Genomic DNA, 25,384 nt, shown 5'->3' with positions numbered 1-25,384 from the left:
TAAAAACATCAAAGACAGGGGTAATGTTAAATATGACATTGTTTAAAGGGAAAAAGGCATTGGCGTTTATCGCGTCAGTTATTGCCAGTTTCACGTTTGCGATGGGGATGGAAGCTGATCACTCAGCTTCAGCAGCTGGCCAAACGGGTTACGTTAGTACAAACGAAGGATGGCGTTGGCTTGAAAATGGCCAAAAGTATACGGGATTCCGTTTTTACATGGGTACGTATTACTGGTTCATCGATGGGGTGCGTCAGGATTCTGGTTGGCGTGAAGCTTGGGGCATGAAGTACTACACGGACAATGAGGGTCGTGCAGTACAGGGCAACTACGTTATTGATGGCACGGCCTACAATTTCGGTGATAATGGCACATTCTTCCTGCGTGGTAAGACATCTGGTTATACGGATGCAGGCCAAGGCTGGAAGTGGTACGAAAACGGGCAACAATTTACGGGATTCCGTTTCTATATGGGAACCTACTACTGGTTTGAAAATGGGGTGCGCGAGCAAAACAAGTGGAAGACTGCTTGGGGGATGAAGTACTACGTTGATAACGTTGGTCGTGCAGTAGAAGGCACACGTGTCATTGATGGTAAGTCGTATTACTTTGGTAATGATGGGACGTTCTTCCTGCGTGATAGTGATGCCGGCACGCGAATGATTGAAGAAGCAAACCACTGGTTGGGAATTCCTTACATGTGGGGTGGTGCAACGCAATATGGTGTTGACTGCTCAGGTTTCATTCGATTGGTGCGTCAACACGCGCATTTGACTGATTTGGGTCGCACAACTTACGAACAGGCAGCATACTTGCGTGCACATGGCTCACAACCAAAGCCATTGTCACAAGCGCAACCAGGGGACTTGTTGTTCTGGGGTTCAGTTGGTGGTGAGTACCACGTTGGTATGTACATTGGTAATGGTAAGATGATTGATGCGCCACAACCAGGTATGACAACTGGCGTTCACGATATTTGGGATGCGCCTTTGGCATACCACACAATTTAATAACGACAGATAAACACAACTCACTTTGCTGAGTTGTGTTTTTGTTTTGAGCAGGACTTTTGATTTTAGGTTTGTGAGCGACTACACTTATTGGCATAAGTTAAGGAAGTATTAAGCTTTAAGTGGAGGTTGAACATGCGCAAAAAGATGTATAAAGCAGGTAAAGTTTGGGTCGCTGCAACTTTAGCAATTGTTGGCGTTATGACTGGTGGGGCTGTTGTGTCAGCTGATGACAATGGGGATGAACTAGGTGTGGTTGCTGATGAACCAGTCCCACAACCTGACCAGGTCGTTGTATTGCAAAAAGATGAAACGACTAGTGCCAGCTCGGCATCGGCATCAGCTGACATACCAGCCACGTCGTTATCATCAGTTGATACTACGAGTGTGGCAAGTGCGGAATCAGATGCCTCAAGTGATCACTTATCTCAGTCGGCTAACAGTTCAACTGAATCGCTAGGTAGTGTGGCGTCGGCTGGCCAAGCGCTATCAAGTGAAAGTGCCAGTGCTGTAACGGACAAAGCCGGTAGCGTTAGTTCGGCCACGACGCCAGAAGTTTCGTCAGCCACCTCACCACAATCCTCGGCAGCAACAGAAATTGTGCCAAGTAGTGTGTCATCAGTGACGTCTGCATCTACAACGGTTAGTCGGCGTGGATTAACTCGGGAAGTGACACCTTCTGCACAAGCTACGCATCAGTCTGCAGCAGTCGTGAAGAAACAAGTGCCGAAATCAACGGCGCAAGTCGTATCTGCTAAGGCAGCGCCACAAGCCACTAAGCATGCGACTGTTTCAACCGCTAAAGTAACCGTTGCGAAGCGTGCTGCTTCGACAACAGCCAAACCGGTTACTAAGAAAGTGGTCAAACCCAAACCATTTACAGGTTATAAAAAAGGCGTTTTCTACCAAAATGGTAAACGCGCAACTGGTTACTTAAGTGATGGTAAACATCGCTATCTATTCCGTAATGGGGTGAAGCAAAAGGGCGTCCAGAAGTTCCAAGGCACGTACTACATGTTCAACCTGCGTGACGGTCGCATGATGCGCAATACCTATACGGCGTCACAATGGGGCTTGTGGTATTTGTTTGGGGCTGATGGTCGCATTCTAACTGATGTGCAACCATGGGCGGGTGGTTATTATACGTTTGATGCGCGAACCTACTTGAAGCATACGAATGTGTACGAACCGGCTCGATGGGGCACTTGGTATATGTATGATGAGACCGGACGCTGTGTCTCAGGGTACAAATATTGGCAGAATGGGTTGTACTATTTCCATCCGGGAACTTACCTGAAAGCGACGAATGAGGCCGTTTGGGAAAATGGTAACGAGTATTGGGCGGATGGCGGTGGCGTTGTGCGAACTGGTAATTGGCAAATTGAGCATGCCATTGACACTGGCACATCACTCGTTGGCCACTCGCCATATGTGTGGGGTGGCGGGCATAATAGCTGGTCAATCGCAGCCCGGCAGTTTGATTGTTCTTCGTTTGTTCGTTGGTGCTTTGCTAATTCAGGTGTCTTCGCTGGTAATGTGGGGGATGCAGTGACGTATTCACAAACTAGCTTAGGCCAAGGTGTGCCATGGTCGAACATTCGTCGTGGCGATATTTTCTTTATGGACCATATTGGACACGTCGGGATTTATCTTGGTGGCCAATACTTCCTTCATGATTCACCAAGTTCACCAACAGGTGGGGTTGGTGTCTCGCGACTAAGCGATGTCGTTGATCGTGACGATCGCGCATATGCTGTGCCGTGGTATGACATTGTTGACGGTGTGGTACGACGGTTGGTATAAATAAAAATCCTGAGCAATTTGAATTTTTGCTCAGGATTTTTTGTTAGTTTGATTCAATTTTTTCAGTCTTTGGCTTGGGGTCAATGTATACCCAATTTGGGTCGATTGACGCGTCGACTTTATCAAACGCAGCCTGCAACGTGTTACCGAATTCAGCCATTGTTTCATCAGTCAGCTTAATGCGCTTGTCAACGTAGATTGGTTCACCGAACGCCATCTTGACATTGCCACGTTTGAATAAACCAGAAAACTTAACGGGTCCTTGATACACCATTGGTACAAGAGGCTTACCAGACAATTTGGCAATCATCATGGCGCCACCCTTCATTTCTTGTGAGTGACGGCTACCAGATGGGAACATGATCACGCCGAGGTCAGTTTTCTTAAGGTTGTTGACTGGAATTTTGATCGCCGAAGGACCAGGATTTTCACGATCAACAGAAAAAGCATTGGCGTGAATTAGAATCCAGCGTAAAATAGGATTCTTGAAGAGCTCTTTTTTAGCCATGAAGCTAAACTTATGTGGCCAAGCTGCAAGAGCATAGAAGATGGGATCCCACCAAGTACGGTGAGGACCAACCAAAATATAATTGCCTTCAGGTAGATTGTCTTGGCCGGTAAGCTTATAACGCCCATTAATGAGCCAAACGACGCCGGCTGCGACAAAACGTATGAATGTGTAGAACATATTCGTTCCTCCCTAATAATAACGCTTCATTATCCCACAGGAAGCGGGCTGTTGGCAAACATACAGGAGAATTCAAACATGAAAGTTGACTTATTACCCGACGAACGCATCGATATGTTGTACAACGATGATGTCCATATTATTCAAAGTAAAGAGGTTTTTTCGTTTTCGTTAGATGCGGTCTTACTCGCCAATTTCGCACAGCCACGTAAAAATGGTCGTGGGTTGAATGTTGACCTGGGTGCCGGTAACGGGGCAGTATCTTTGTTTATGGCTCATAAAGTCGCGGGTCAAATCGTGGGGGTTGAAATTCAAGAGCGGTTGGCAGATATGGCAACGCGTTCTGTCCAAATGAATGATTTGACAGACAAAATTACGATTATTAACAAAGATATGCGCGACATTTTTACGGATATTCGGCCAGGTTCTGCCGATATGGTGGTGTCGAACCCGCCTTATTTTACGGTAGACAATGAAAATACGGTCATGCATGAAGATGAGCATTATGCCATTGCGCGACATGAAATTAAAGCAGATTTGGATTTGGTGACGTACACCGCTAAAAAATTATTGAAGAATAAGGCGCATTTTTTCATGGTGCACCGGCCAGACCGTTTGTTTGAGATTCTTGAATCATTGCAGAAGAATCATTTGGCACCAAAACGCATTCAGTTTGTGTATCCAAAAGCAGGTGAACCGGCTAATGTCCTCCTAATTGATGCGATTAAAGATGGTGCATTAACGGGGGCTACGATTTTACCGCCAATTGTGACGCACAATGATGATGACACGTATACGAAAGCTGTCTGGGATATTTACGAAGGAAAAAGCAATGGATAAACCTTATTATATGTACGTGTTATTGACGGCAGATAACACATTTTATGGTGGCTTTACAGATGACGTCGGTAAACGTTTTGCCACACACGAAGCGGGCAAGGGTGCTAAGTACACACGTCCGGCGAGTCGCCATCCATTAAAATTATTGTATGCTGAGGCGTTCGCAACTAAAGGGGAGGCTCTGCATGCTGAGGCAGCCTTTAAGAAGTTAAAACGGGCAGACAAAGTGGCTTTTCTGCGGGGACATGGTGTCACGGATTTTACGCCAGCAAAGCGAGACTAATGCTTGACTGAGGTGGGAAAACCCTGTATTATACATAAATGGTCTTTGACCACAATAAAATACTCACTAGTACTCAATAGTTCTACGGGTGCCCTCGGGGTCGCGGAATTACATGCGAGACTAGGTGGAAAAACATTTGGAGGCAGATACTCATGGCAGTTATCTCAATGAAGCAATTGCTTGAAGCTGGTGTTCACTTCGGACACCAAACTCGTCGTTGGAACCCAAAGATGTCAGAATACATCTTTACGGAGCGTAACGGCATCTACATCATCGACTTGCAAAAGACGGTGAAGTTGGTTGACCAAGCTTACAACTACGTTCGCGACGCAGCAGCTAACGGTGCAACGGTTTTGTTCGTTGGTACTAAGAAGCAAGCTCAAGATGCAATTGCTGAAGAAGCAACTCGCGCAAACATGTTCTACGTAAACCACCGTTGGTTGGGTGGAACGTTGACTAACTGGTCAACGATCCAAAAGCGTGTTGCACGTTTGAAGGAATTGCGTGCTATGGCAGAAGACGGAACTTTCGACCGTTTGCCAAAGAAGGAAGTGGCTTTGTTGAACAAGTCACGCGAAAAGTTGGAGAAGTTCTTGGGTGGTATCGCAGATATGCCTAAGATTCCTGACTTGTTGTTCATCGTTGATCCTCACAAGGAGCAATTGGCTGTGCAAGAAGCACACAAGTTGAACATTCCTATCGTGGCTATGGTTGACACGAACGCCGACCCTGACCAAATCGATGTGAAGATTCCATCAAACGATGACGCTATCCGTGCCGTTCGTTTGATCACTGCTAAGATGGCTGATGCTATCATCGAGGGTAACCAAGGTGAAGACGCTGTTGCTGCAGAAGACTTCGCAGCTGAAGGTGCTGACAAGGCAGCTTCAATCGAAGAATTGACTGAAATCGTTGAAGGTAACAACTAATTCGATTTCGTCGATAGAAAAGACCGCTTAACTTTTGTTAGGCGGTCTTTTTCGTTATAATAGAGTTTGTATGAAATACTAATGTATCTAGCCGTGAATTTTGCGCGATATAATAGATATATTAGAAGATTTCGTGTATACTAATTTAGATAAAGATTTTGCATTAACAAGGAGACCATAACAATGGCTATTACTGCTTCACAAGTTAAGGAATTGCGTGAAAAGACTGGTGTCGGAATGATGGACGCCAAGAAGGCGTTGGTTGAAACTGACGGTGACATGGACAAGGCAATCGACGTATTGCGCGAAAAGGGAATGGCAAAGGCTGCTAAGAAGGCCGATGCTGTTGCTGCCGAAGGTATGACTTACGTTGCCGTTAAGGACAACGCTGCCGCAATCATCGAATTGAACTCACAAACTGACTTCGTTGCCGGAAACGCTGAGTTTAACGACTTGTTGCACGCTGTTGCAAACGCTATCGTTGAATTCAAGCCAGCTGACGTTGAAGCTGCTTTGGAGTTGAAGGTTTCTGAAGACCAAACTTTGAACGAGATGATCATCCACACGACGCAAATCACTGGTGAGAAGATCACTTTGCGTCGTTTCCAAGTTATTGAGAAGGCTGAAGGACAAGAATTCGGTACTTACTCACACATGGGCGGACGTATTTCTTCAGTTGTATTGTTGGACGGTGCTGATGCAGAAGTTGCCAAGGACGTTGCTATGCACGTTGCCGCAATTGCACCACACTACGTTTCACGTGAAGAAGTGCCTGCTGATGTTTTGGCACACGAGAAGGAAGTTCAAATGAACTCAGAAGACTTGGCTGGAAAGCCTGACAACATCAAGGAAAAGATGGTTGAAGGTCGTTTGAACAAGTTCTTGGCTGACATCTCATTGGTTGACCAACCATTCGTTAAGGGTGACGGTAAGGAAACTGTTGCTAAGTTCGTAGAGTCAAAGGGTGGCAAGGTTGTGTCATTCGTTCGCTACGAAGTTGGTGAGGGTATCGAAAAGGCAGAAACTGACTTTGCTGCAGAAGTTGCTGCTCAAATCGGTTAATCAGAACTGAGGCTTATTAAATAATGGCAGACGTAAAGTACAAGCGCGTACTTTTGAAGTTGTCAGGTGAGGCCTTGGCTGGTGAACGCGGCTACGGAATTGATCCTGAAACTGTCAAGAGTATCGCGGCAGAAATTAAGGATGTATACGAACTTGGCGTTGAGATTGCTATCGTTGTCGGCGGTGGTAATTTGTGGCGCGGGGAAGCTGGCGCAAAGTTGGGCATGGAACGTGCCCAAGCTGACTACGTTGGTATGTTGGGCACGACGATGAACGCCTTGGCATTGCAAGATGCTTTGGAATCTGAAGACGTACCAACTCGTGTACAAACTGCGATTGAAATGCGTCAAGTGGCAGAACCATACGTTCGTCGTAAGGCTGTTCGCCACTTGGAAAAGGGTCGCGTTGTGATCTTTGGTGCCGGAACGGGTTCACCATACTTCTCAACTGACACAACGGCTGCATTGCGTGCCGCTGAAATCAACGCTGAGGCTATTTTGATGGCTAAGAATGGTGTTGACGGTGTTTACAACGATGACCCTCGTAAGAACCCTGACGCAGTTATGTTCGAGTCATTGACGCACAAGGACATCATTGCGCAAGGTTTGAAGGTCATGGACTCAACGGCCTCAACGTTGTCAATGGACAATGATATCAATTTGGTAATCTTTAACATGAACACAGCTGGTAATATTAAGCGTGTGGTCTTGGGCGAGAATATCGGAACGACCGTGGAGGTAAACTAATATGGCTAATCCAATTCTTGATTCAGCTAACGAGCGTATGGGTAAGGCTGCTGACGTTTTGCGTCGCGAGCTTGGTAATATCCGTGCCGGTGTGGCAAACCCATCAATTTTGCGTAATGTTACGGCAGAATATTATGGGGCACCAACACCTTTGAACCAATTGGCTTCAATTACTGTGCCTGAAGCACGTGTATTGTTGATTACACCATTTGACAAGTCAATCTTGAAGGATATCGAGCAAGCAATTTTTGCTTCTGATCTTGGATTGACACCCGCCAATGACGGATCAGTGATTCGTTTGGTAATTCCTGCCTTGACTGAGGAAACTCGTAAGTCATTGGCTAAGGAAGTTAAGGGTGAGTCAGAAAAGGCTAAGGTTGCGGTTCGTAACGTTCGTCGTGACGCCATGGACGATGCCAAGAAGGCATTGAAGAACGGTGACATGTCAGAAGACGAAGCACGTAAGCTTGAAGACGACATCCAAAAGGCTACTGATGCCGCTGTTAAGAATATTGACGGTATCGCTGCTGAAAAGGAAAAGGAATTGTTGACGATTTAATTCGACTAACAATTTTTAAAAAAGCACTCAACTTTTGAAGTTGGGTGCTTTTTTTGTTTACAGAGTGGCATCGCTGTGGGTAATCCCGTATAGTGATAAAGTACAAATGAACAGGGGGAGCCATATGATTGATGTACACAGTCACTTATTACCAAATATTGATGACGGGTCAAACTCACTGGAAGCATCATTACAATTAGCTCGTGCCGCGGTAATGGAGGGGATTACCCATTCATTGGTGACACCACACCACATGGACGAGCAATACATTAATCACGCGGTTGACGTCATCAATTTGACGGCTGTTTTTCAAGCGGAATTAGAACGATTAGCAATCCCGTTAACGGTATTTCCAGCACAAGAAGTGCGATTGACCAGTGAATTATTAACCGCATTAGATGCAGGTGACATTTTAACAACGGACACGCAGGGAACGTTTCTGTTAGTTGAATTACCGGCCAATGATGTGCCATTATTTACAAGCGAAATATTGTTCCAGCTACAACAACGAGGGATAATGCCAGTGATTGTTCATCCAGAACGGAACCGCAGATTGATGCAGGAACCGCATTTGCTATACGACCTGGTTTCACAGGGGGCTTATGCTCAGGTAACCGCAAGTTCATATGTTGGTGCTTTTGGTAAAGCAGTAATGGCTTTTAGTGAGGATATTATTGGACACGGGTTAGCTCAGGTTGTTGCCTCTGATGCACATCGATTGCCTGGCCGTCAGCATAATATGGCGAAAGCGTTCGAGAAGTTGGTGGCTGTCCATGGTTCAGGTTTAGCAACTGAATTTAACGAAAATGCGAAAGCTTTAATTAATGGTACAAGCGTTTCAAGGCGGCAAATAGTGCCAATTAAGAAAAACAGACTATTTTCAGCTTATTAAAAGACTGATCATCAAGATGATGATCAGTCTTTTTTGTCGCACAAAATACATTAACATTTTGTGACAAAACGAAAATTCAGCAATAGTTAACGGGGTTGCATGCAATAAGAATGATGGCATTAAGATATGGGACTGAAATATAGTATGAACGTTTGCATAAAACAAATCGATAGGGGAAATGCTGGTCTACAATACCGGATTATGTCAGCTAAAATGACTGATTCAGCGTGAAAAACGTGAGATCAGTCATTTTTTGCTGTTACACCGCGTTAATATGTCGCTTTTTAATAAGTGCTACACTGGCGGTACTTATTTTTGAGATGACTTTCTTGGGGGAGTATTTAATTATGGACAATATCGTTGATGTAGGTAGATTATGGCAAATTATAAAACGAAACGCGTTGTTGATGGCGCTATTGGGGGTTGCTTCCGGAAGTATTGCCTATGGTATTGCGACGCATGTCATGCAACCACAATATCGGGCGACGGCGGCGCTCTTAGTTAATCGTAAGGCGACTTCAGGACAGCAAGGTGTGCAGTTAGGTGATCAACAGGCAGATGTGCAACTAATACAGACGTATAAGGATATCTTGACGCGTCCAATCATCCTGAATGATGCAATCAAACGATTGGAGTTACCAACTAAGGTTGAGAAGGTGCCACGCCAGCCTGCTAAACACATGACTGATGCGTTTGGACGGACCGTTGAAATTACCGCGGCTCAGCCAGCGCAATATGAGTGGCGCGCTTCTAAGTACGTTGATAGTCAACTGACAACGAAACAGCTCGTTCGCATGGTTAATGTTTCTAGCTTGACAAATTCTCAAGTGTTCTCAATTAATGTTGATGCCTCAAATCCAACGGCGGCACGCGATATTGCAAACGCAATTGCAGATGCTTTTCAGGCGAAAATTCTAGATATTATGGCCGTTTCAAATGTGTCGATTGTCTCGCGGGCTACGCGTCCAACTGAACCGTCGGCGCCTAATAAGCAATTAATGGTGTTGGCTGGTCTAGTGGTTGGTGTTGGTTTGGGTTTGGTAATTGGAGTAGTTCGAGAATTAACCGACCGAACAATTAAAACAGAGACCTTTATGACGGATGAGTTGGGACTCACTAATTTAGGAACGATCACGGGCATTGGTCGTTTAAAAGAACGACGAGTAATGCTAAGTGAACAGGGTGTCTCACGCATCAAACAACGTATTTAATAGGTGAATATAATGAGGTTATTTAACAAACAACGTCAGGATAATAATTTGACGCAAAAATCTGGGGCACAATTAGTAACGTATCACGAACCCAAAAATCCGGTTTCAGAACAATTTCGCACACTCCGAACAAACATCGAATTTGTTAGTGCGACTTTGCCGCAATTTAAAACTGTCATGATCACATCGGCGGAAATATCTGATGGTAAAACCACGGTCGCAAGTAACCTAGCTGTCACATGGGCACAGTCAGGTCAGTCGGTGTTATATGTGGATGCTGATTTGAGACGTTCAACTGCTCAGGCGACGTTTAAAGTGTTGCCAAACAGAGGACTAACGACGGTGCTATCAGCAGCAAAAATACTGAGAGATGCGGTGCAAACAACACAAATTACGGGGTTAGATGTCTTAACAGCCGGACCAGTACCACCTAATCCAGCGGAATTATTGGGATCGGAAAAGATGACAACCATAATAACCTGGGCCAATGAGCATTATGACAAGGTAGTTATTGATGTACCACCGGTTTTAGCAGTGACAGATGCCCAAATGTTGATGAAACAGGTTGATGGGGTTGTGTTGGTTGTTTCTCTAGGGAAAACAAAAAAAGCAAATATCAAACGCACAGTTGAAATTATGAAGCTCAGTCAAACGCCAATTATTGGTGTGGTGCATCGAAATAAAAAGAAACAACGTTATGCAAGCTATGGTTATGGGGAAACGTTTGAAAAATGATAGGACAACAGTTATATCGAAAATTGATTAAACGCATGTTAGATTGCATTTTTGCAAGTTTATTACTGGTGATTTTTAGTCTGCCAATGATCGTGATTGCGGGTACGATTTGGCTAGTCACACACGAAAATCCGATCTTTAAACAAACTAGATTCGGCCGCCATAGTCAGCCGTTTGAAGTTTATAAATTTCGGACCATGGTTGGATCAACGCCGCTGGTTTCGCATCAGAATTTTCATAATCGAGATGCGTACGTGACGACGGTCGGTAAATTTTTACGCCGTACATCATTGGACGAGCTACCGCAGTGCTTTAACGTCTTACGTGGTGAGATGAGCTTTGTGGGGCCACGACCGTTAGCGGTGACCGATATGGCAGTTATTGAGAAACGTAAAGTCATTGGTGCGGATCGGGTGTTACCAGGCATCACTGGTTTAGCACAGGTAAGTGGTAGAAATAACGTTTCAGACTGTCAAAAAGCAATGTATGACGGTATGTATGCAAATCAAGTTAGTTTTATGCACGATGTGAGTATTGTTGCGGCGACTTTAATTAAGGTCCTAAAGCAGTCTGACATTGATAAGGCGTAGGTTAGTGGGGATTAGGTTTGAAAAGGGTATTAATGGTGGCCGCCAAGGCGAACATGATTCAACAATTTAATATGCGTAATTTAGCGATTTTGACTAATTTAGGTGCTGAAGTCCATGTGGCAGCTGATTTTGAGAACTTTGGAACCGTTGATGATCGGACTAATTGTCAACTGATTATGGATCTGACGGAGATGGGAATTGTTTTACATCAAATTAATTTTGATCGTGGACTTGGGCGTTTGAGTGCGAATTGCCAAGTGATGATACAATTGCGGCGCTTAATTGGACAAAATCAGTATGACTTGATACATGTCCATTCACCGATTGGGGCAGCGTTGACCCGGTTAGCATCATGGGGGATGGGCTGTCCGGTTTTATATACGGCGCACGGATTTCATTTCTTTCGAGGTGGACCACTTAAGAATTGGTTAGTTTTTCCAATTGAGTGGTCTTTAGCTTGGTTGACGCAACATTTGGTAGTTATTAATCACACCGATGAGGCTGTTAGCCGATTTTTACCGGTACAAAGAGTCTCGTATTTGCCCAGCGTTGGTGCGCCAGTGAAGCAATCATTAACTGTTTCGCCAGCGACACGATTATCGATTCGCAAACGGATGCGCGCAGGCCTTGGCTTAACAGGCGATGATTTTGCAATCATTCAGGTTGGCGAGTTTAGTACTCGCAAAAATCAAGCAACGCTCTTGCAAGCGGTACACGCATTGTCAAATCCGCAGATAAAGATATTCTTTGCCGGCGTCGGGACGGCTGAAGCAACAATTAAACGGTTAGTAATTGAACTTGGCTTGTCTGAACAGGTGACGTTTTTGGGATATCAGTCAAACTTACAAGATTTACATTACGCAGCAGATATGATTGTCATGCCGTCGCTACGAGAAGGATTTGGCATGGGCGGCTTTAATGCACTAATTGATGGGGTATACATGATTGGCGCCAAGGGAACCGGCATGGCAGATTACTTAATTGACGAAAAATTAGGCCAGTTAATTAATCCGCTGGATGTTATGGCTTTAGCTGATGCGATTAAGCGCGTACAGGATGATCGGTTACAGCCAGCATTAAACGAGTATACCGAGTTCTTAATGCAATTTGATGAGTCACGAGTTGATAAAATCATGACCGGTATCTACAGTCGGTATCTTAAGGTGGGGATGAGCCAATGAAAAAGTCAACGAAAATGCCAATTGATATTGTCATCCCCTGGGTTGATGGCAGTGATTTAGCTTGGCAACAACGCAGGTCACAACATGTGTCGGTACCAGAGCATGAATTGTCGGACCAACGATATCGTGATTTTGGTACGTTGAAGTATTTGCTGCGTTCAATTGCGCAGTATGCGCCATGGGTAAACAAAATCTATCTTGTCACTGACCAGCAACGGCCTAGTTTTATTAAAGATAGTAACAGGTTGGTTGTCGTAGATCATACTAGCTTTATTCCTAGCGAATATTTGCCAACTTATAATTCGAATGTGATTGAACTGCACTGCTGGCGTATTCCAGGATTAAACGAACACTTTATCTTGTTAAATGATGATTTTTTGTTTACAAATCCAGTCTGGCCAAGCGATTTTTTTACGGCAGACGGTGAAAAAGTGGTTGATATGACGAGTCAATTTTTATTAATGCCGCGCGATGATTTTGCGCATACGGCGGTTAATAACATGACGTTAATAAACCGCGAATTTTCCAAAAGAGAATGGTTGTTCACTAATTGGCGAGTGGCCTTTTCCTTTAGAAACGGTATCAGAATAGGGTTGCTATCAAGTTTGTTGTCGATATTGCCATATTTCACGCGTTTCTATGATCATCATCTTGCAATACCATTTTTGAAATCTTCTTTTATGAATGGTTATTCACTTTACGAAAGAGAGGTGACAAAGATGGCGTTGGTAAATAAGGAGCGTCAGGTGACCGACATTTCAGTTTGGTTGATGCGTTATTATCAAATTATGACTGGATGTGTTAAGCCACGTTCATATAAATTTGGTCGTTATTTAGAGATTCAGGATGTTGCTGCCGTGAAGTGTTTATTTCGTAGCCGTTTAACAACAACAAAGATGGTGGTGCTAAATGATACGGTTACGACACTCGCGCAGGAAACTGCTGCTTTGGCAACTATGAAAATTTTGGAGCGACGCTTTGCAAACAAAAGTAACTATGAGAAATGATCGGCAACCGGTACTGTCACTAATTATCGCAGCTTACAATGTGCAGGATGACATTGATGCGACGTTGCAATCAGTTTTGATACAAAGACGACAAGAAATGGAGATCATCATTATCGATGATGCTTCAACAGATGCAACGTGGACTCATTGTCGCCGGTTTGCTGCTCACGAAAACGTTATTCTCCATCGGCACACGTTTAATCGCGGGCTGAGTGAAGTGCGGAATACAGGTATGCGGATGGCGACGGGTGAATGGTTGGCTTTTTTGGATGGCGACGATCAATTGACGCCGGGAGCTATCAATCAAATGGTACAAACACTGGACAGTACGACTGATTTGGTGGTATTTGGTTACCAAAGAATGCGACAAGGCAACATTATTCAAGTGTTTAAACCGACCAATAGTCTACAACATATTTACACAGGTGCTTGGAATAAGATCTATCGTCGACAATTAGTGAGTGGCTTGTTATTTCCGCCAGGACGTTTTTTTGAAGATATGGCTTTTACGACAATTGCGTTTTTACGGGCTAGTCATGTGAAGGTGTTGGAAGCCCCATTAGTTAAGTATTGTGTGCGTGATGGCAGCATTACACAAAGTTCAACCGTTGCAAAACATGTCGATGTCGTGGCGGTTTTGCAACAGTTAGTCGATTACCGGACGGATGTGGCGCAACCACAAGATGTACCGGCAATTAACATGTTGCTTAATAAGCAACTGTTCAGCCATATGTTTCAGGTTTTGCGATATCGGCACGTGTCCTTAAAGGATAAGGTGGGTGTATTGCGGCAACTCTGCCAGGCAAAACGGCGTTGGCAAACAGGTTGGTGGTTCGATGACGAATGGCGCCGGCAGTGTAAAGACGTTCTAATTTGGTTAGCTGGCTGCGTGCTAGTCTTGTGCTGGCCCACTAAAGGTGGTGAGTAAGCAATGGTCGGTGTGTTTTATGGTTTAGTCCTGATTGAATTAATTCTGTTATTGCTTACACCAAGTCGTCAGCAACGGTTGTCGATAGTATTTTTGGTTCTGTTAGCAATTATATTTGCTTACGTACCAATTACTGTATCCGACAATTGGGTTTACAACTGGTACTATACCCATCCAGAAGTACCAACAAAATTTGAGCCGGTTTTTAATCACCTCATGCAGATGGCAACTAAAGTGGGACTGTCCTACCAACAGTTTAAATTAGTTATTTTTACGATTGAAATGAGCTGTATGGCCTGGGGGTTAAACATCTTTCAAGTCGATAATAAGCGAGTGGTTTTGTTAGGTTATACCGCCATTCAGTTCTTTGAATCGGGGGTACAGCTACGAAATTATTTGATGGCCACTGTCGTTTTCGTTGCGATTGCTTATCTTTGGCGGGACCACCGGTTTGATACGATGTATTTTATGATGTTGGTTGGTTTGGCCGCTGGCATTCAATTAGCGGCAGTGTTCTTTTTATTATTGTTGCCGATCAGACAGTTGCGAACGCGAAACGCACAGTTGTGGTTCATTTGCGTCGTTAGTGTTGGTGCTTTGTTAATTGCTGTGCCAGTTACGCGCCGTGTTTACGTTATACTCGTCCAGGCAATTGCCACACATTTACCGGTGATCGGCCCGAAAATGTTGCAGTACGCGCTTCGGTTCGAGCCAGGCATGATTATCATATTAGACGTGGCGATGGCTGTGGTGTTATTACTACTATTTTGGCGACTAGAAGCCGTTTTAAAGCAGACGGATAATCAACAGCTACAATCGTCAATTAGGTTGGGCCAGCAAATGTCGTTGCTTTTTTATAGTATGGTGCCCCTTTATTTGGTGGCCTACAATTTTGATCGCATTTTGATTGATGGGTTACTGGTTATTTTTGCTATTTTCGCGCAGATATTGAGCCAACTAAATCAACGGAATAAATGGATTTTACTAGCAATAATGGGACTTTTAGTAGGAACATATAGCTTTGCAACTTACCATTACGGCACTAAGTATCACAATACGTATGCACCAATGATTCATGAAAATGCCATGTTCCCAGATAAAACCTATGTGATGAAGGAGGAACGGCAATGATGAGTCACACGACGTCAACGGTTAAAAATACAATAGTAGCCACAGGGGCACAACTTGTGACCCTGGCATCGCAATTTACAATGCAAATTGTTTTTGTACGGACGATGTCAGCCAATTATTTAGGTGCAAACGGTCTCTTTAATAATTTAATGAATATTTTGTCCTTTGCGGAATTAGGCATCGGGGCGGCCATCACATTTTCGCTGTATCGACCTTTAGCAAATCGGGATATGGGACTAGTTGATGCACTGCTGACTTGTTATCGACGTTTGTATGGTGGCATTGGATTTACTATTTTATTGCTGGGATTTTTATTGGCGGCTGGACTACCGTTCTTTGTAAAACCAGGTCTAACGATTCCGCATATTCAGTTAATGTTTTACTTGTACGTTATTGGTACTGCATTGAGTTATTTTTTCTCGTATGCGCGTTCGCTTTTTATTGCTGATCAACGCGCGTACGTAAATAATATCAATCAGGTAGGCTGCCGGTTCATTCAAAACATTATGCAAATTATTGTCCTAATCTTTTGGCAAAACTATATGGTCTTCTTAGCGCTCCATATTGGAGGAACGCTACTTGCTAATTTGTTGATTAATCAGCAGGCGAAACAACGGTATCCAATGCTGACTTGGCGTTCATCGCAACGCATCCCAGAAACGATTAAACAAAAATTACGTGAGAACGTCCTTGGAAATATTTCAGCGAAGGTTGGTGTCATTATTGTTAACGGTACCGATAATTTATTGATTTCAAAGTATCTAGGATTGAGTACTTTAGGTGTCTATACAAATTACGCGTTGATTGTACAAGGATTAAGTAGTTTAGTTGGTGAAGTAATGGCTGCTATCGTTGGTGTTTTTGGCCATATTGGTGTAACTGAGAGCGTGGCGCAACAGCAAGTTGCGTACTATCGCAACTTATGTTTAATTGCGTTAGTTAGTACGGTCTTGGCAGGAGGCTCCTTTACTGTAATGCAAGATTTCATTCGGTTAGTGTTTGGGCCAGCATATGTTTTAGCTGATTTCACGGTCTTTTTAATCGTGATTAATTTGGGATTTACGATGTTGCGCCAAGCAAATTTAAGTTTTGCAGCGGCGCTGGGATTGTTTTGGACCATGCGATATAAATCTTTAATTGAAGCGGGTGTGAATTTGGGAACTAGTTTGTGGTTAATCACGCAAACTGATTTGGGAATCAATGCGGTGTTGCTGGGGAATATTATTAGTAATTTAGTCGTTAATTTCTGGTGGGAGCCGTGGCTTGTTTTCAAACATGGCTTTCAGCAAAGTGCCCAATGCCCTTTAATCAAGTTTACGGCCTATCATGTTGCGTTAGCGGGTTTGGTTGGCGTGCACTATTTATGTCATGGGTGGATACCACAAATGGGGTGGCTAGGCTTAATTTTTATGGGGATGGGTAGCATTGGTGGCTATAGTGTTATTTTTATCTTGGCGTTCAGTTGCCAAATTGAAACCCGTGATTTATGCAAAATCATGTGGCGTCAAATAACTGGGAGAAATATTTACGATGTGTGACTTTAAAGGGCGACCCCTACTGAGCATTATTGTGCCAGTGTATAACAATGCCACAACGTTGCCGGCTTTAATGCAACAATTGCGATTAGTCACGGCAGTTGAGGTAATTTTTATTGATGATGGTTCCACTGATGGCAGTCTTGATGTAATCCGACATCAGTTAAAATTATTTGAGTATGGGCGATTAATCGTAGCGACGCATGGTGGTGCAGCAGCGGCCAGAAATCAAGGTATAGCGGTGGCCAAGGGAATGTACATTGCATTCGTTGACGCTGATGATGAAGTGGATGGCGTCGTGCTAAGCGACGTTATAAAGACGCACCTGATAAATCAGCAGATCCAAATTGATTTGGTTTTGTTTGTTAGAAATGGTCAGCAACATGACATGTCGTTAAACGAAGCAAACCGATTCCAATTAATGCAGGTAATGTTAAAATTGCCGGTGTTAACGAGCTATGAGGGTGTGGGGCCAGAACCGTTCAACAAATTTTATCGCACACAATTAATCAGAGACGCTAACCTAACGTTCAATGAATCCTTGCACATGGGTGAGGACATGTTATTTAATGTTACGGCTTGCCAAGTGGCTACCGATGTGCGATTTGTACCGGCCGTCTATTATCAGTACATGCCAACAGCGCAGTCCGCGACACGCCGTTTATCGTTTGATATCGTGGCTAATAGTCAGTGCTTTTTAGAAGCGTTACGACCGATAGTGCCAATTGCGTTAAGTGCTGCGAAAGTTGCAGACACAGTTGTGATGGATAGTCGACGCCTATGCCGTCAACCTGGCGGGTGGCTAAACATGCCGCGATTGATACAAATGACCAGGCAATATCAGTCAGACGCTAGGTCATTGTCTTGGCGGAAAAGAGTGCTGTTCTGGGTGCTAAACAAATTGTAGTAAAAAGCAGTCGCCGATGACGTTGTGCCATAAGCGACTGCTTTTGTGATGATTAATCTTTTTCTGAACGGCGACCAGCGACTAGCATGGCCATGCCAATAACGCCAACTAATCCGCCAAGGATAAAAGCTAAAATGATTCCCAGTATATACATATTGTGAATTGCCTCCGAACATAAGTGTAAAATATCTACCAGCGGCGTTCAAGGTTTAAAGCGACAGATAAAAAACTAAACAACCTTCGCAAATCGTTCATAAACGATTAGTAATATGAGGAGATAGAGAAGAAATCGAGGAGGGGCAAATTATGATGATGTTAGTGTCATTTTTAGCCGGTGGATTTATTGGTGTGATGGGGATGGCGTTATTAGTCGCAGCTCGCATCAATGAAAACTAGTCGAAATTAAGAGATGGTGATCGAGCACAGTTCGGTCACCGTTTTTTTGCGCCAGTTTTTTCGGACTTTAGGACATGTAGCGGTATTTTTAGACTGAATTACTGACTACAAGTACGGGAGTGTTTATAAAAAAATAAACATCAACGGGAAATTACGGCAATTTAGCCAGTTTCGTTTTACAATAAATGCACAAGTATGTATTACAGTTGAGAAGGAGTGGCTCATGGATAACGAGCAAACACAACCCGTTTCACGCTCAAGTCGCTTAGCGAATGAACGTGGCGGAAAGAAACAAAAAGCCCCTAAAAATAAGGGTCCAAAGAAATCACATAAAGTCCGTAATTGGATTTTATCAATCTTATTGGTGATTGTCTTGGTAATTGCTGGCTTATTCGGTTATGCATATATGCAGACTAAGAGTGCTATTGATAAGTCGTACGTGGCACCAACTATGAAGAAGGCACGTGATGTGTCGGCTGTCTTGTCAGAGGGTAAGCCGGTCTCATTGTTGCTGTTGGGTACAGACACGGGTGCTTTGGGCCGTGATTACAAAGGTCGAACTGACTCAATCATGATTGTAACCATTAATCCTAAAACAGATAAGACGACAATCATGTCAATCCCACGTGATACGTTGGTCGCAATTGATGGGTATGAGGATACCTTCCCACAAAAAATTAATGCAGCGTATGCTTACGGATCAGCCGAATCAACAATTAAGACGATTCAGGACTGGCTAAATATTCCAATTGACTTCTATGCATTGGTTAACATGGGTGGCATGGAAAAGGTTGTTAACAAAGTTGGTGGCATTACGGTGACGTCACCATTGACGTTTGCCTACAACCCTGAGACGGCTCACGCTGACGCAGGTGATTTGTACAGCTTTACGCAAGGATCAACAACGTGGTCATACAATGGTGTATCTCACACCAAGATGACAGGTAAGGCTGCCTTGGCCTTCTCACGGATGCGTTATGATGATCCGCAGGGTGACTACGGACGTCAGGAACGTCAACGATTGGTGCTACAAGGGATTGTTGATGCAGCGAAGAGCAATCCAACAAAGTTGTTGAATACGGATTTCTTGAATTCAATTTCTTCATCAATGCAAACTGACTTGAGCTACAATGATATGTTAGCGATTGCGACAAAGTATTCAGGGGCGGCTAACAACGTGAAGAATGATCACATTCAAGGAACGGGTTACAGTTTGACGTCTGGTTCAACCGAAGTCGTTTCAAGCTCTGAACAACAACGTGCAACGAATGTGTTGCGTAAGGCGTTGGGCTTGCCAGCAGCTAATACAGGTAACTTATATGGTGGCAATATTTCCACTGATGTGATGATTGCTAATGGTGTACCAACTGAATAATAACGAAAAGAGTGCTATTTTGGCACTCTTTTTTTGAGGGTAAAAATGCTTGTTTTTAACCGCAAGATAGCGCATTATTAAAAGTGAAATGTGTAACAAGATAAGATTTGGGGAGTTAATGCAATGAATAAGGTGGTAAAAGCTCTTTTAATGGGAGTTGTGGGTGTTTTGGGCGCAACTTCGCTACTAACAACGTCGGCGTCGGCAGATAATCGGACAGGTTATGTTTATTCGCCAGAAGTATCTACGGCTAATGGTGGTTGGAATTGGCTTGAAAATGGGAAACCGTATACAGGCTTCCGTTACTATATGGGGACGTATTATTGGTTTGTTAACGGTGTGCGCCAAAATGCCGGCTGGCGTGATGCTTGGGGCATGCGTTACTATACAGATGATAACGGTCGGGCTGTTCAAGGTAATCAGGCGATTAATGGAACGGTGTATAGTTTTGGAGATAACGGGACGTTCTTTTTGCGAGGTAAGGTGAAAGATGCTTACGTGCCCGTGAATAATAGTGGTTGGCGTTGGGTGGCTAATGGGGCCTACTTTACGGGGTTCCGTTTCTACATGGGGGCCTACTATTGGTTCCAGAATGGTGTCCGGCAGAATTCACGATGGGAAACTGCTTGGGGGATGACTTATTATGTTGGTCGTGATGGACGAGCGGTACAAGGACTCCAAACGATTAATAACAAGAAGTACTACTTTGGCAACGATGGCACTTTTTATTCTCGGGCAGTACCCGGTAAGCCAACTTACTTTTCACAGTGGGATGGCCGTTGGTCGGGTACTTGGTTTAACGGTGGCACGTTCGGGGCGACTGGGTGTGTTCCTTCAAGCATCGCGATGATTATGAATGGTTCATATGGCATCAATACAACACCACGCGATGTTGCTAATCGTTTGGGTGGCGCAAGTATGTCATATGGCGCGTCAGGTCGTGACTTAGTTCGTATGGTCAATAGTTTCGGTCATACAACGCGCAACCTTACAACGCCAGCGCAAGTCAAAGATGCCTTGCGTGATGGTTACCCAGTTATTTTTTTGATTAACGTGGGGATTGGTCACGCGGTAGCAGCGTACGGTTATAGTGGTGGGAATACAGAAGTTTTTGATCCGTACAACCACCAATTCTACAATGGGTGGAACTCAGTGGATGGTTTAATTGGTCGCTTGTCAGCTGACCCACATGATTGGGATGCCGGCACACCCGTATTTGCGATTGAGTAGGTGGATACATGCAAAAACAAACAGGTAAAGGGATTGGTCTTGTCATTGGCATGCTGATTATCATTGGTGTGTTAATTGGTGCGTATGTAATGGGGCAAAATCAGCGAATACATCACACAGCACGCCAAACGAGCTCTGCTCGTAAGGTAACCTCAGCTAGTTCAGCTCAGACGAGCGCCAGCACAGCAAGTGTTACAACGCAAACGAGTCATGAGGCGACTAATACAAGTGCGTCGGTAGAAACGGCTTCTGAATCACAAAGTAGTGTCGCCGAGGAACAGGCAACGATTGCAAGCAGTTTTAGCACAGCAGTCAGTCAACCGGCAACTTCTTCAACGACAACTTTTGATGCATCAACTGCTCGTATTATGCTTTACAACGCGGGCGTTGATTCTTCATCAATCGATAATCAAACGTTGCAACAATATTGGCAAGCTGCGCAGGATTCGCATACTGATTTTGCGACGTACGTCAAAACGCAACTGAAATAATAGGTAATGCTAAACCCCAGCTAGTAGCTTCTTAAACGAGTGCTACTAGCTGGGGTTTTTGCATTGGTCCAGACCAGCCGATGTCATCATTCCTAACACAATTGTGAGTGTGCAATGAGAGAGTGCCTATACTGATTATAAATTAGAAGTCGATGAGAGATATCAGGAGGTAGCGATATGGTGGGGTCGGATATTGCATGGGTACTTGTCAGTGCCGCGTTAGTTTGGTTGATGGTGCCTGGATTGGCATTGTTCTATGGTGGATTCACAGATGTGCGATCAACAGTGAACACGTTGGCCATGGTGCTAATTGCCATTGCTATCGGTGGTACAGTGTGGTTTGCGGTTGGCTATTCGTTAGCTTTCAGTGGTCACGGCTTAATCATTGGTGATCTACGGGCAGCCTTCTTTCACGGGGTATCCATGACTAGTAGCTCACGAGGTCTAAGTATCCCAGATGGCGCGTTTGCGCTGTTTCAGGGGATGTTCCCGATGATTACTATGGCAATCATTGCTGGTTCGGTAGTCGGACGAATGAACTTCAAAGCGTTTATCTTGTTTCTACTGGGGTGGATGTTATTAGTATATGTGCCATTAGCTCACATGGTTTGGGGCGGTGGTTTGCTGGCTCAGATGGGTGCGTTAGATTTCGCCGGCGGTGATGTGGTGCACATTTCTTCTGGTGTATCAGGACTTACCTTGGCCTTGATCATCGGAAAGCGTAAGCAGGCTACTACGTTAACAGTTCACAATATGCTGTCTGTTGTCATTGGTGGTGGCTTGCTATGGTTTGGTTGGTTCGGTTTTAACGCCGGGTCAGCTTTAGCAGCAAACGGTGTGGCAGTGTTGGCCTTCATTAACACAAGTATTGCGGCCTCGGCCGGTATGCTGACATGGGTCATGTTCGACTTGTTGGTCTTCCATCAGGTTAAGGTTGCTGGGGCTATGTCAGGGGCCATTGCAGGGTTGGTTGCGATTACACCGGGCGCTGGCTTCGTTGAGCCGGTGTCGGCAGCGATTATGGGTGTGGTTGTGTCATTAGTTGTTTACATTGCGACGACGGTGATTAAATACCGCATGGGTTATGATGACGCGCTGGATGCATTTGGCTTGCACGGTGTCGGTGGTGTGTTCGGTGGTCTACTAACGGGTGTATTTGCCACAAAAACACTGGCGGGAACGACTGGCTTGTTACAAGGGAATTGGCACTTGATGGGGGTGCAATTGGCCGGAATTCTTCTGACAATCGCGGTTTCCGTCGTTATGACCTGGGCAATTGCTAAAATTGTAGGCCTCATCGTACCACTCAGAATCGGTGAAAAGGCTGAGTTAACGGGTGTTGATTTGCTGCAACACGGTGAGTCACTAACGTTCACGAAATAAAGGGTTGACAATACGTATCATTCGCGGTAATGTATTAAAAACAAATATTACAAGTTTGTAAAGGGTTTCTTTACAATAGCAAAATGAAAAGGGGGATTTCATATGTTTAGTTTGAGCATGTTGAATAAGAAAGTTGATCGCGCTGTTCGTGCCTTCGAAAAGATGAATACGAACACTCACCCCGCTAAGGATGCGAAGAAGCATTAATAAGCGATGATTAATTGTTAAAAGCCAGGTTGCACATTGACGTGTAACCGGGCTTTTTTGGTTCGCTACTTAAGGTGGTGAAAGGCAATTGGGACGCGCTTTCAGCTAACTATTAGCGATAATCAATCGGAATTGGTCTATACGTAAACCTATACCAATTTTTACCAATTAAAATAAAATATACTGGAATTTAGTTGACCGTGCTTTTTTAAACGGTATTATAGGTTATGTATTAAAACGCAATGAAGAAACAAAAGGGTATACCACTTTGTTTATGATAGTGCATTAGGGGGAACAAAATATGTATTGCGGAATCGTTGGATTTACGGGATTAAATTATCAATCAGCACCAATCTTGTTGAAGGGATTGGAAAAGCTTGAATACCGTGGGTATGATTCTGCGGGTTTGTTCGTTGCTGACCAAGCATTGGGAACTGATCAGCTAGTGAAAGAAAAGGGTCGTGTTGCCCAACTTGAGGCCTTGGTTGGTACAAAAAATGTGACTGGAACAAGCGGTATTGCACACACGCGGTGGGCAACTCACGGTGTGCCATCAATTGATAATGCACACCCACATTTGTCAGCCGATGGTCGTTTTTACCTGGTTCACAACGGTGTGATTGAAAATTACTTAGAGTTAAAGCAAGAATATTTGGCCGATGTGACGTTCCATTCAGACACGGATACGGAAGTTGCCGTCCAATTAATTGGTAAGTTTGCGGATGAAGGCATGTCAACATTTGACGCCTTGCGTAAGTTGATCAGCTTGTTAGACACGAACTCTGCCTATGGTTTCTTGTTGATGGATCGTAATGAACCAGACCGTATGTACGTTGCTAAGCAAAAGTCACCATTGCTAATCGGTGTTGGAGAAGACTTTAACGTGGTGACGTCGGATGCGGTGGCGATGTTGGATCAAACGCACGATTTTATTGAGTTACATGATGGTGAAATCGCGATTATTGACCCCGATAAAGTGCAACTCTTCGATGTTGATGGTAACGAAACGGCCCGTGAGCCATTCCACTTGGACATTGATGCTTCAGAAACTGATAAGGGTACGTATCCTTTCTACATGTTGAAGGAAATCGATGAACAGCCAATTGTGATTCGCCACTTGATCGAGAAATACCTAGATAATGAAGGTGGCGTGCACGTTGGTCAAGCCATTTTGAACGATCTTAAAGCAGCCGATCGTTTGTACATTGTCGCTGCCGGTACGTCATATCACGCCGGTTTGGTAGGTAAGCGCTTATTTGAACAATGGGCGGGTGTGCCAACTGAAGTTCACTTGTCATCAGAGTTTGCTTACGAGCAACCATTATTGTCAGAGAAGCCATTCTTTATCTTCTTGACGCAATCTGGTGAAACGGCTGACTCACGTGAAGTGCTTCAAAACGTTAACGCGCAAGGCTTTAAGTCACTGACGCTAACAAATGTCGAGAAGTCAACGCTATGGCGTGAAGCGACTTATGCATTGCCATTGTTGGCGGGTCCTGAAATTGCGGTTGCCTCAACGAAGGCTTACGTGGCGCAAGTCGCTTTGCAAGCAATTTTGGCTTATGCGATTGCTGACCGTGCAACGCTTGGTTTTGATTTGGAACAAGATTTGTCTAAGATTGCCGTGGGTATTCAAGGAATCGTTGATGACAAAGAAACGTTGCAACAAGTGGCTAACCAATATTTGGCGGAGTCACGGAACGCCTTCTTTATTGGCCGTGGTGTTGACTCAACAGTTTCGCTGGAAGCGGCACTGAAGTTGAAAGAAATTTCATACGTGCAAGCTGAAGGGTTTGCGGCTGGTGAATTGAAGCACGGTACGTTGGCCTTGATTGAAGACGGCACACCAGTAATTGCTTTGATTACACAAGCAAAGACAGCCGGCCTGGTTCGTGGTAACTTGGCAGAAACGCAAGCGCGTGGCTCACGAGCTTACACAATTGTGACGCAATCATTGGCCAAAGAAGGTGATGATTTCATCTTGCCTGATGTGAATGAATTGTTGTCACCATTGTTGTCAGTGGTACCAACACAATTGTTGGCATACTACACGTCACTCGGCCGTGGCTTGGATGTCGATCGTCCCCGTAACTTGGCCAAGTCGGTCACTGTACAATAAAAGTTTTAAAAAGGAAGCCCAAGACGTCTGTTTCGTCTTGGGCTTTTTGCTCAAGGAGTTGATTGCCATATGGCCAAGCAACTCCTTTTTTGTTGTGAATTTATCCGGTCAAGTATCGAGTATTCCGTATTTTTTTTGAAAAATGT

General features: G+C 44.4%; 24 protein-coding genes. 23 read left to right on the top strand and 1 reads right to left on the bottom strand.

Annotated features, from left to right (window positions below):
• The first annotated feature begins 32 nt into the window (after positions 1-32).
• Positions 33-1,010, top strand: coding sequence for an NlpC/P60 family protein (locus ACJ28U_RS10170; RefSeq protein ID WP_010371873.1), 978 nt, complete (start codon positions 33-35; stop codon positions 1,008-1,010).
• 135 nt (positions 1,011-1,145) lie between these two features.
• Entirely contained in the window at positions 1,146-2,813 is a 1,668-nt protein-coding gene (locus ACJ28U_RS10165; protein ID WP_407619194.1) for an NlpC/P60 family protein, read from the top strand.
• A gap of 43 nt (positions 2,814-2,856) precedes the next feature.
• On the opposite strand, the gene ACJ28U_RS10160 is transcribed toward ACJ28U_RS10165, so the two are convergent.
• The gene (locus tag ACJ28U_RS10160) at positions 2,857-3,501 is read right to left on the bottom strand and encodes a 1-acyl-sn-glycerol-3-phosphate acyltransferase (RefSeq protein ID WP_010371869.1); all 645 of its coding nucleotides are present in this window, start codon (positions 3,499-3,501) and stop codon (positions 2,857-2,859) included.
• A 78-nt stretch (positions 3,502-3,579) separates the two neighbouring features.
• On the opposite strand from ACJ28U_RS10160, the gene ACJ28U_RS10155 reads away from it, so the two are divergent.
• The 21 genes from ACJ28U_RS10155 (at position 3,580) to glmS (ending at position 25,238) form a co-directional block, all read left to right on the top strand.
• A complete protein-coding gene (locus ACJ28U_RS10155; protein WP_010371867.1) occupies positions 3,580-4,341 on the top strand; it encodes a tRNA1(Val) (adenine(37)-N6)-methyltransferase in 762 nt (253 codons plus the stop codon).
• Complete coding sequence (locus ACJ28U_RS10150) at positions 4,334-4,624, top strand: GIY-YIG nuclease family protein (protein ID WP_407619193.1); 291 nt, start codon at positions 4,334-4,336, stop codon at positions 4,622-4,624. Before ACJ28U_RS10155 ends, ACJ28U_RS10150 begins: the two co-directional genes overlap by 8 nt.
• Positions 4,625-4,776: 152 nt before the next feature.
• Entirely contained in the window at positions 4,777-5,553 is a 777-nt protein-coding gene (gene rpsB / locus ACJ28U_RS10145) for a 30S ribosomal protein S2 (protein WP_010371861.1), read from the top strand.
• Positions 5,554-5,736: 183 nt separating this feature from the next.
• Positions 5,737-6,615 (top strand): translation elongation factor Ts, encoded by an 879-nt coding sequence (gene tsf / locus ACJ28U_RS10140; RefSeq protein WP_407619192.1) that lies wholly within the window; start codon positions 5,737-5,739, stop codon positions 6,613-6,615.
• A gap of 23 nt (positions 6,616-6,638) precedes the next feature.
• Positions 6,639-7,361: a UMP kinase gene (gene pyrH, locus ACJ28U_RS10135; RefSeq protein WP_010371856.1), complete on the top strand. Its 723-nt coding sequence runs from the start codon at positions 6,639-6,641 to the stop codon at positions 7,359-7,361.
• 1 nt (position 7,362) lies between these two features.
• Positions 7,363-7,920: a ribosome recycling factor gene (gene frr / locus ACJ28U_RS10130; protein WP_010371853.1), complete on the top strand. Its 558-nt coding sequence runs from the start codon at positions 7,363-7,365 to the stop codon at positions 7,918-7,920.
• Positions 7,921-8,044: 124 nt separating this feature from the next.
• Positions 8,045-8,812 carry a tyrosine-protein phosphatase gene (locus ACJ28U_RS10125; protein ID WP_407619191.1) on the top strand — a complete coding sequence of 256 codons (768 nt, stop codon included), beginning with the start codon at positions 8,045-8,047 and terminating at the stop codon, positions 8,810-8,812.
• Positions 8,813-9,159: 347 nt separating this feature from the next.
• The gene (locus ACJ28U_RS10120; RefSeq protein WP_407619190.1) at positions 9,160-10,023 is read left to right on the top strand and encodes a YveK family protein; all 864 of its coding nucleotides are present in this window, start codon (positions 9,160-9,162) and stop codon (positions 10,021-10,023) included.
• 12 nt (positions 10,024-10,035) lie between these two features.
• Positions 10,036-10,758: a CpsD/CapB family tyrosine-protein kinase gene (locus ACJ28U_RS10115; RefSeq protein WP_407619189.1), complete on the top strand. Its 723-nt coding sequence runs from the start codon at positions 10,036-10,038 to the stop codon at positions 10,756-10,758.
• Between the two features lie 35 nt (positions 10,759-10,793).
• Entirely contained in the window at positions 10,794-11,348 is a 555-nt protein-coding gene (locus ACJ28U_RS10110; protein ID WP_407619188.1) for a sugar transferase, read from the top strand.
• A 17-nt stretch (positions 11,349-11,365) separates the two neighbouring features.
• Positions 11,366-12,529, top strand: coding sequence for a glycosyltransferase (locus ACJ28U_RS10105; protein ID WP_407619187.1), 1,164 nt, complete (start codon positions 11,366-11,368; stop codon positions 12,527-12,529).
• A complete protein-coding gene (locus ACJ28U_RS10100) occupies positions 12,526-13,536 on the top strand; it encodes a stealth family protein (protein ID WP_407619186.1) in 1,011 nt (336 codons plus the stop codon). Before ACJ28U_RS10105 ends, ACJ28U_RS10100 begins: the two co-directional genes overlap by 4 nt.
• Positions 13,526-14,464: a glycosyltransferase family 2 protein gene (locus ACJ28U_RS10095; protein ID WP_407619185.1), complete on the top strand. Its 939-nt coding sequence runs from the start codon at positions 13,526-13,528 to the stop codon at positions 14,462-14,464. Before ACJ28U_RS10100 ends, ACJ28U_RS10095 begins: the two co-directional genes overlap by 11 nt.
• A 3-nt stretch (positions 14,465-14,467) precedes the next feature.
• Positions 14,468-15,595, top strand: coding sequence for an EpsG family protein (locus ACJ28U_RS10090; protein WP_407619184.1), 1,128 nt, complete (start codon positions 14,468-14,470; stop codon positions 15,593-15,595).
• The gene (locus ACJ28U_RS10085) at positions 15,592-17,133 is read left to right on the top strand and encodes a lipopolysaccharide biosynthesis protein (protein WP_407619183.1); all 1,542 of its coding nucleotides are present in this window, start codon (positions 15,592-15,594) and stop codon (positions 17,131-17,133) included. The genes ACJ28U_RS10090 and ACJ28U_RS10085 overlap by 4 nt, the downstream gene beginning before the upstream one ends.
• Complete coding sequence (locus ACJ28U_RS10080) at positions 17,126-18,037, top strand: glycosyltransferase (RefSeq protein WP_407619182.1); 912 nt, start codon at positions 17,126-17,128, stop codon at positions 18,035-18,037. Before ACJ28U_RS10085 ends, ACJ28U_RS10080 begins: the two co-directional genes overlap by 8 nt.
• Before the next feature lie 619 nt (positions 18,038-18,656).
• Positions 18,657-19,808 carry an LCP family protein gene (locus ACJ28U_RS10075; RefSeq protein ID WP_407619181.1) on the top strand — a complete coding sequence of 384 codons (1,152 nt, stop codon included), beginning with the start codon at positions 18,657-18,659 and terminating at the stop codon, positions 19,806-19,808.
• 123 nt (positions 19,809-19,931) lie between these two features.
• Positions 19,932-21,038 carry a C39 family peptidase gene (locus ACJ28U_RS10070; protein ID WP_407619180.1) on the top strand — a complete coding sequence of 369 codons (1,107 nt, stop codon included), beginning with the start codon at positions 19,932-19,934 and terminating at the stop codon, positions 21,036-21,038.
• An 8-nt stretch (positions 21,039-21,046) separates the two neighbouring features.
• The gene (locus ACJ28U_RS10065) at positions 21,047-21,529 is read left to right on the top strand and encodes a hypothetical protein (protein WP_407619179.1); all 483 of its coding nucleotides are present in this window, start codon (positions 21,047-21,049) and stop codon (positions 21,527-21,529) included.
• Positions 21,530-21,706: 177 nt separating this feature from the next.
• A complete protein-coding gene (locus ACJ28U_RS10060) occupies positions 21,707-22,912 on the top strand; it encodes an ammonium transporter (RefSeq protein ID WP_407619178.1) in 1,206 nt (401 codons plus the stop codon).
• 508 nt (positions 22,913-23,420) lie between these two features.
• Complete coding sequence (gene glmS / locus ACJ28U_RS10055; protein WP_407619177.1) at positions 23,421-25,238, top strand: glutamine--fructose-6-phosphate transaminase (isomerizing); 1,818 nt, start codon at positions 23,421-23,423, stop codon at positions 25,236-25,238.
• Positions 25,239-25,384 lie beyond the last annotated feature (146 nt).

The sequence above is a fragment of the Weissella sp. MSCH1 genome, assembly GCF_045799135.1.
Classification (GTDB): domain Bacteria; phylum Bacillota; class Bacilli; order Lactobacillales; family Lactobacillaceae; genus Weissella.
The sequence above is the reverse complement of the archived record's forward strand: the minus strand, read 5'-3'. Positions and strand labels throughout refer to the sequence as shown.

Bases quoted from the DNA above. Each gene is read 5' to 3' on its own strand.
- ACJ28U_RS10075 (WP_407619181.1), top strand. From the start codon at position 18,657: ATGGATAACGAGCAAACACAACCCGTTTCACGCTCAAGTCGCTTAGCG.
- ACJ28U_RS10070 (WP_407619180.1), top strand. From the start codon at position 19,932: ATGAATAAGGTGGTAAAAGCTCTTTTAATGGGAGTTGTGGGTGTTTTG.
- ACJ28U_RS10115 (WP_407619189.1), top strand. From the start codon at position 10,036: ATGAGGTTATTTAACAAACAACGTCAGGATAATAATTTGACGCAAAAA.
- glmS (WP_407619177.1), top strand. From the start codon at position 23,421: ATGTATTGCGGAATCGTTGGATTTACGGGATTAAATTATCAATCAGCA.
- ACJ28U_RS10120 (WP_407619190.1), top strand. From the start codon at position 9,160: ATGGACAATATCGTTGATGTAGGTAGATTATGGCAAATTATAAAACGA.
- ACJ28U_RS10170 (WP_010371873.1), top strand. From the start codon at position 33: ATGACATTGTTTAAAGGGAAAAAGGCATTGGCGTTTATCGCGTCAGTT.
- ACJ28U_RS10090 (WP_407619184.1), top strand. From the start codon at position 14,468: ATGGTCGGTGTGTTTTATGGTTTAGTCCTGATTGAATTAATTCTGTTA.
- ACJ28U_RS10065 (WP_407619179.1), top strand. From the start codon at position 21,047: ATGCAAAAACAAACAGGTAAAGGGATTGGTCTTGTCATTGGCATGCTG.
- ACJ28U_RS10110 (WP_407619188.1), top strand. From the start codon at position 10,794: ATGTTAGATTGCATTTTTGCAAGTTTATTACTGGTGATTTTTAGTCTG.
- ACJ28U_RS10085 (WP_407619183.1), top strand. From the start codon at position 15,592: ATGATGAGTCACACGACGTCAACGGTTAAAAATACAATAGTAGCCACA.
- rpsB (WP_010371861.1), top strand. From the start codon at position 4,777: ATGGCAGTTATCTCAATGAAGCAATTGCTTGAAGCTGGTGTTCACTTC.
- ACJ28U_RS10095 (WP_407619185.1), top strand. From the start codon at position 13,526: ATGAGAAATGATCGGCAACCGGTACTGTCACTAATTATCGCAGCTTAC.
- frr (WP_010371853.1), top strand. From the start codon at position 7,363: ATGGCTAATCCAATTCTTGATTCAGCTAACGAGCGTATGGGTAAGGCT.
- ACJ28U_RS10080 (WP_407619182.1), top strand. From the start codon at position 17,126: ATGTGTGACTTTAAAGGGCGACCCCTACTGAGCATTATTGTGCCAGTG.
- ACJ28U_RS10125 (WP_407619191.1), top strand. From the start codon at position 8,045: ATGATTGATGTACACAGTCACTTATTACCAAATATTGATGACGGGTCA.
- pyrH (WP_010371856.1), top strand. From the start codon at position 6,639: ATGGCAGACGTAAAGTACAAGCGCGTACTTTTGAAGTTGTCAGGTGAG.
- ACJ28U_RS10155 (WP_010371867.1), top strand. From the start codon at position 3,580: ATGAAAGTTGACTTATTACCCGACGAACGCATCGATATGTTGTACAAC.
- ACJ28U_RS10160 (WP_010371869.1), bottom strand. From the start codon at position 3,501: ATGTTCTACACATTCATACGTTTTGTCGCAGCCGGCGTCGTTTGGCTC.
- ACJ28U_RS10060 (WP_407619178.1), top strand. From the start codon at position 21,707: ATGGTGGGGTCGGATATTGCATGGGTACTTGTCAGTGCCGCGTTAGTT.
- ACJ28U_RS10100 (WP_407619186.1), top strand. From the start codon at position 12,526: ATGAAAAAGTCAACGAAAATGCCAATTGATATTGTCATCCCCTGGGTT.
- ACJ28U_RS10150 (WP_407619193.1), top strand. From the start codon at position 4,334: ATGGATAAACCTTATTATATGTACGTGTTATTGACGGCAGATAACACA.
- ACJ28U_RS10165 (WP_407619194.1), top strand. From the start codon at position 1,146: ATGCGCAAAAAGATGTATAAAGCAGGTAAAGTTTGGGTCGCTGCAACT.
- tsf (WP_407619192.1), top strand. From the start codon at position 5,737: ATGGCTATTACTGCTTCACAAGTTAAGGAATTGCGTGAAAAGACTGGT.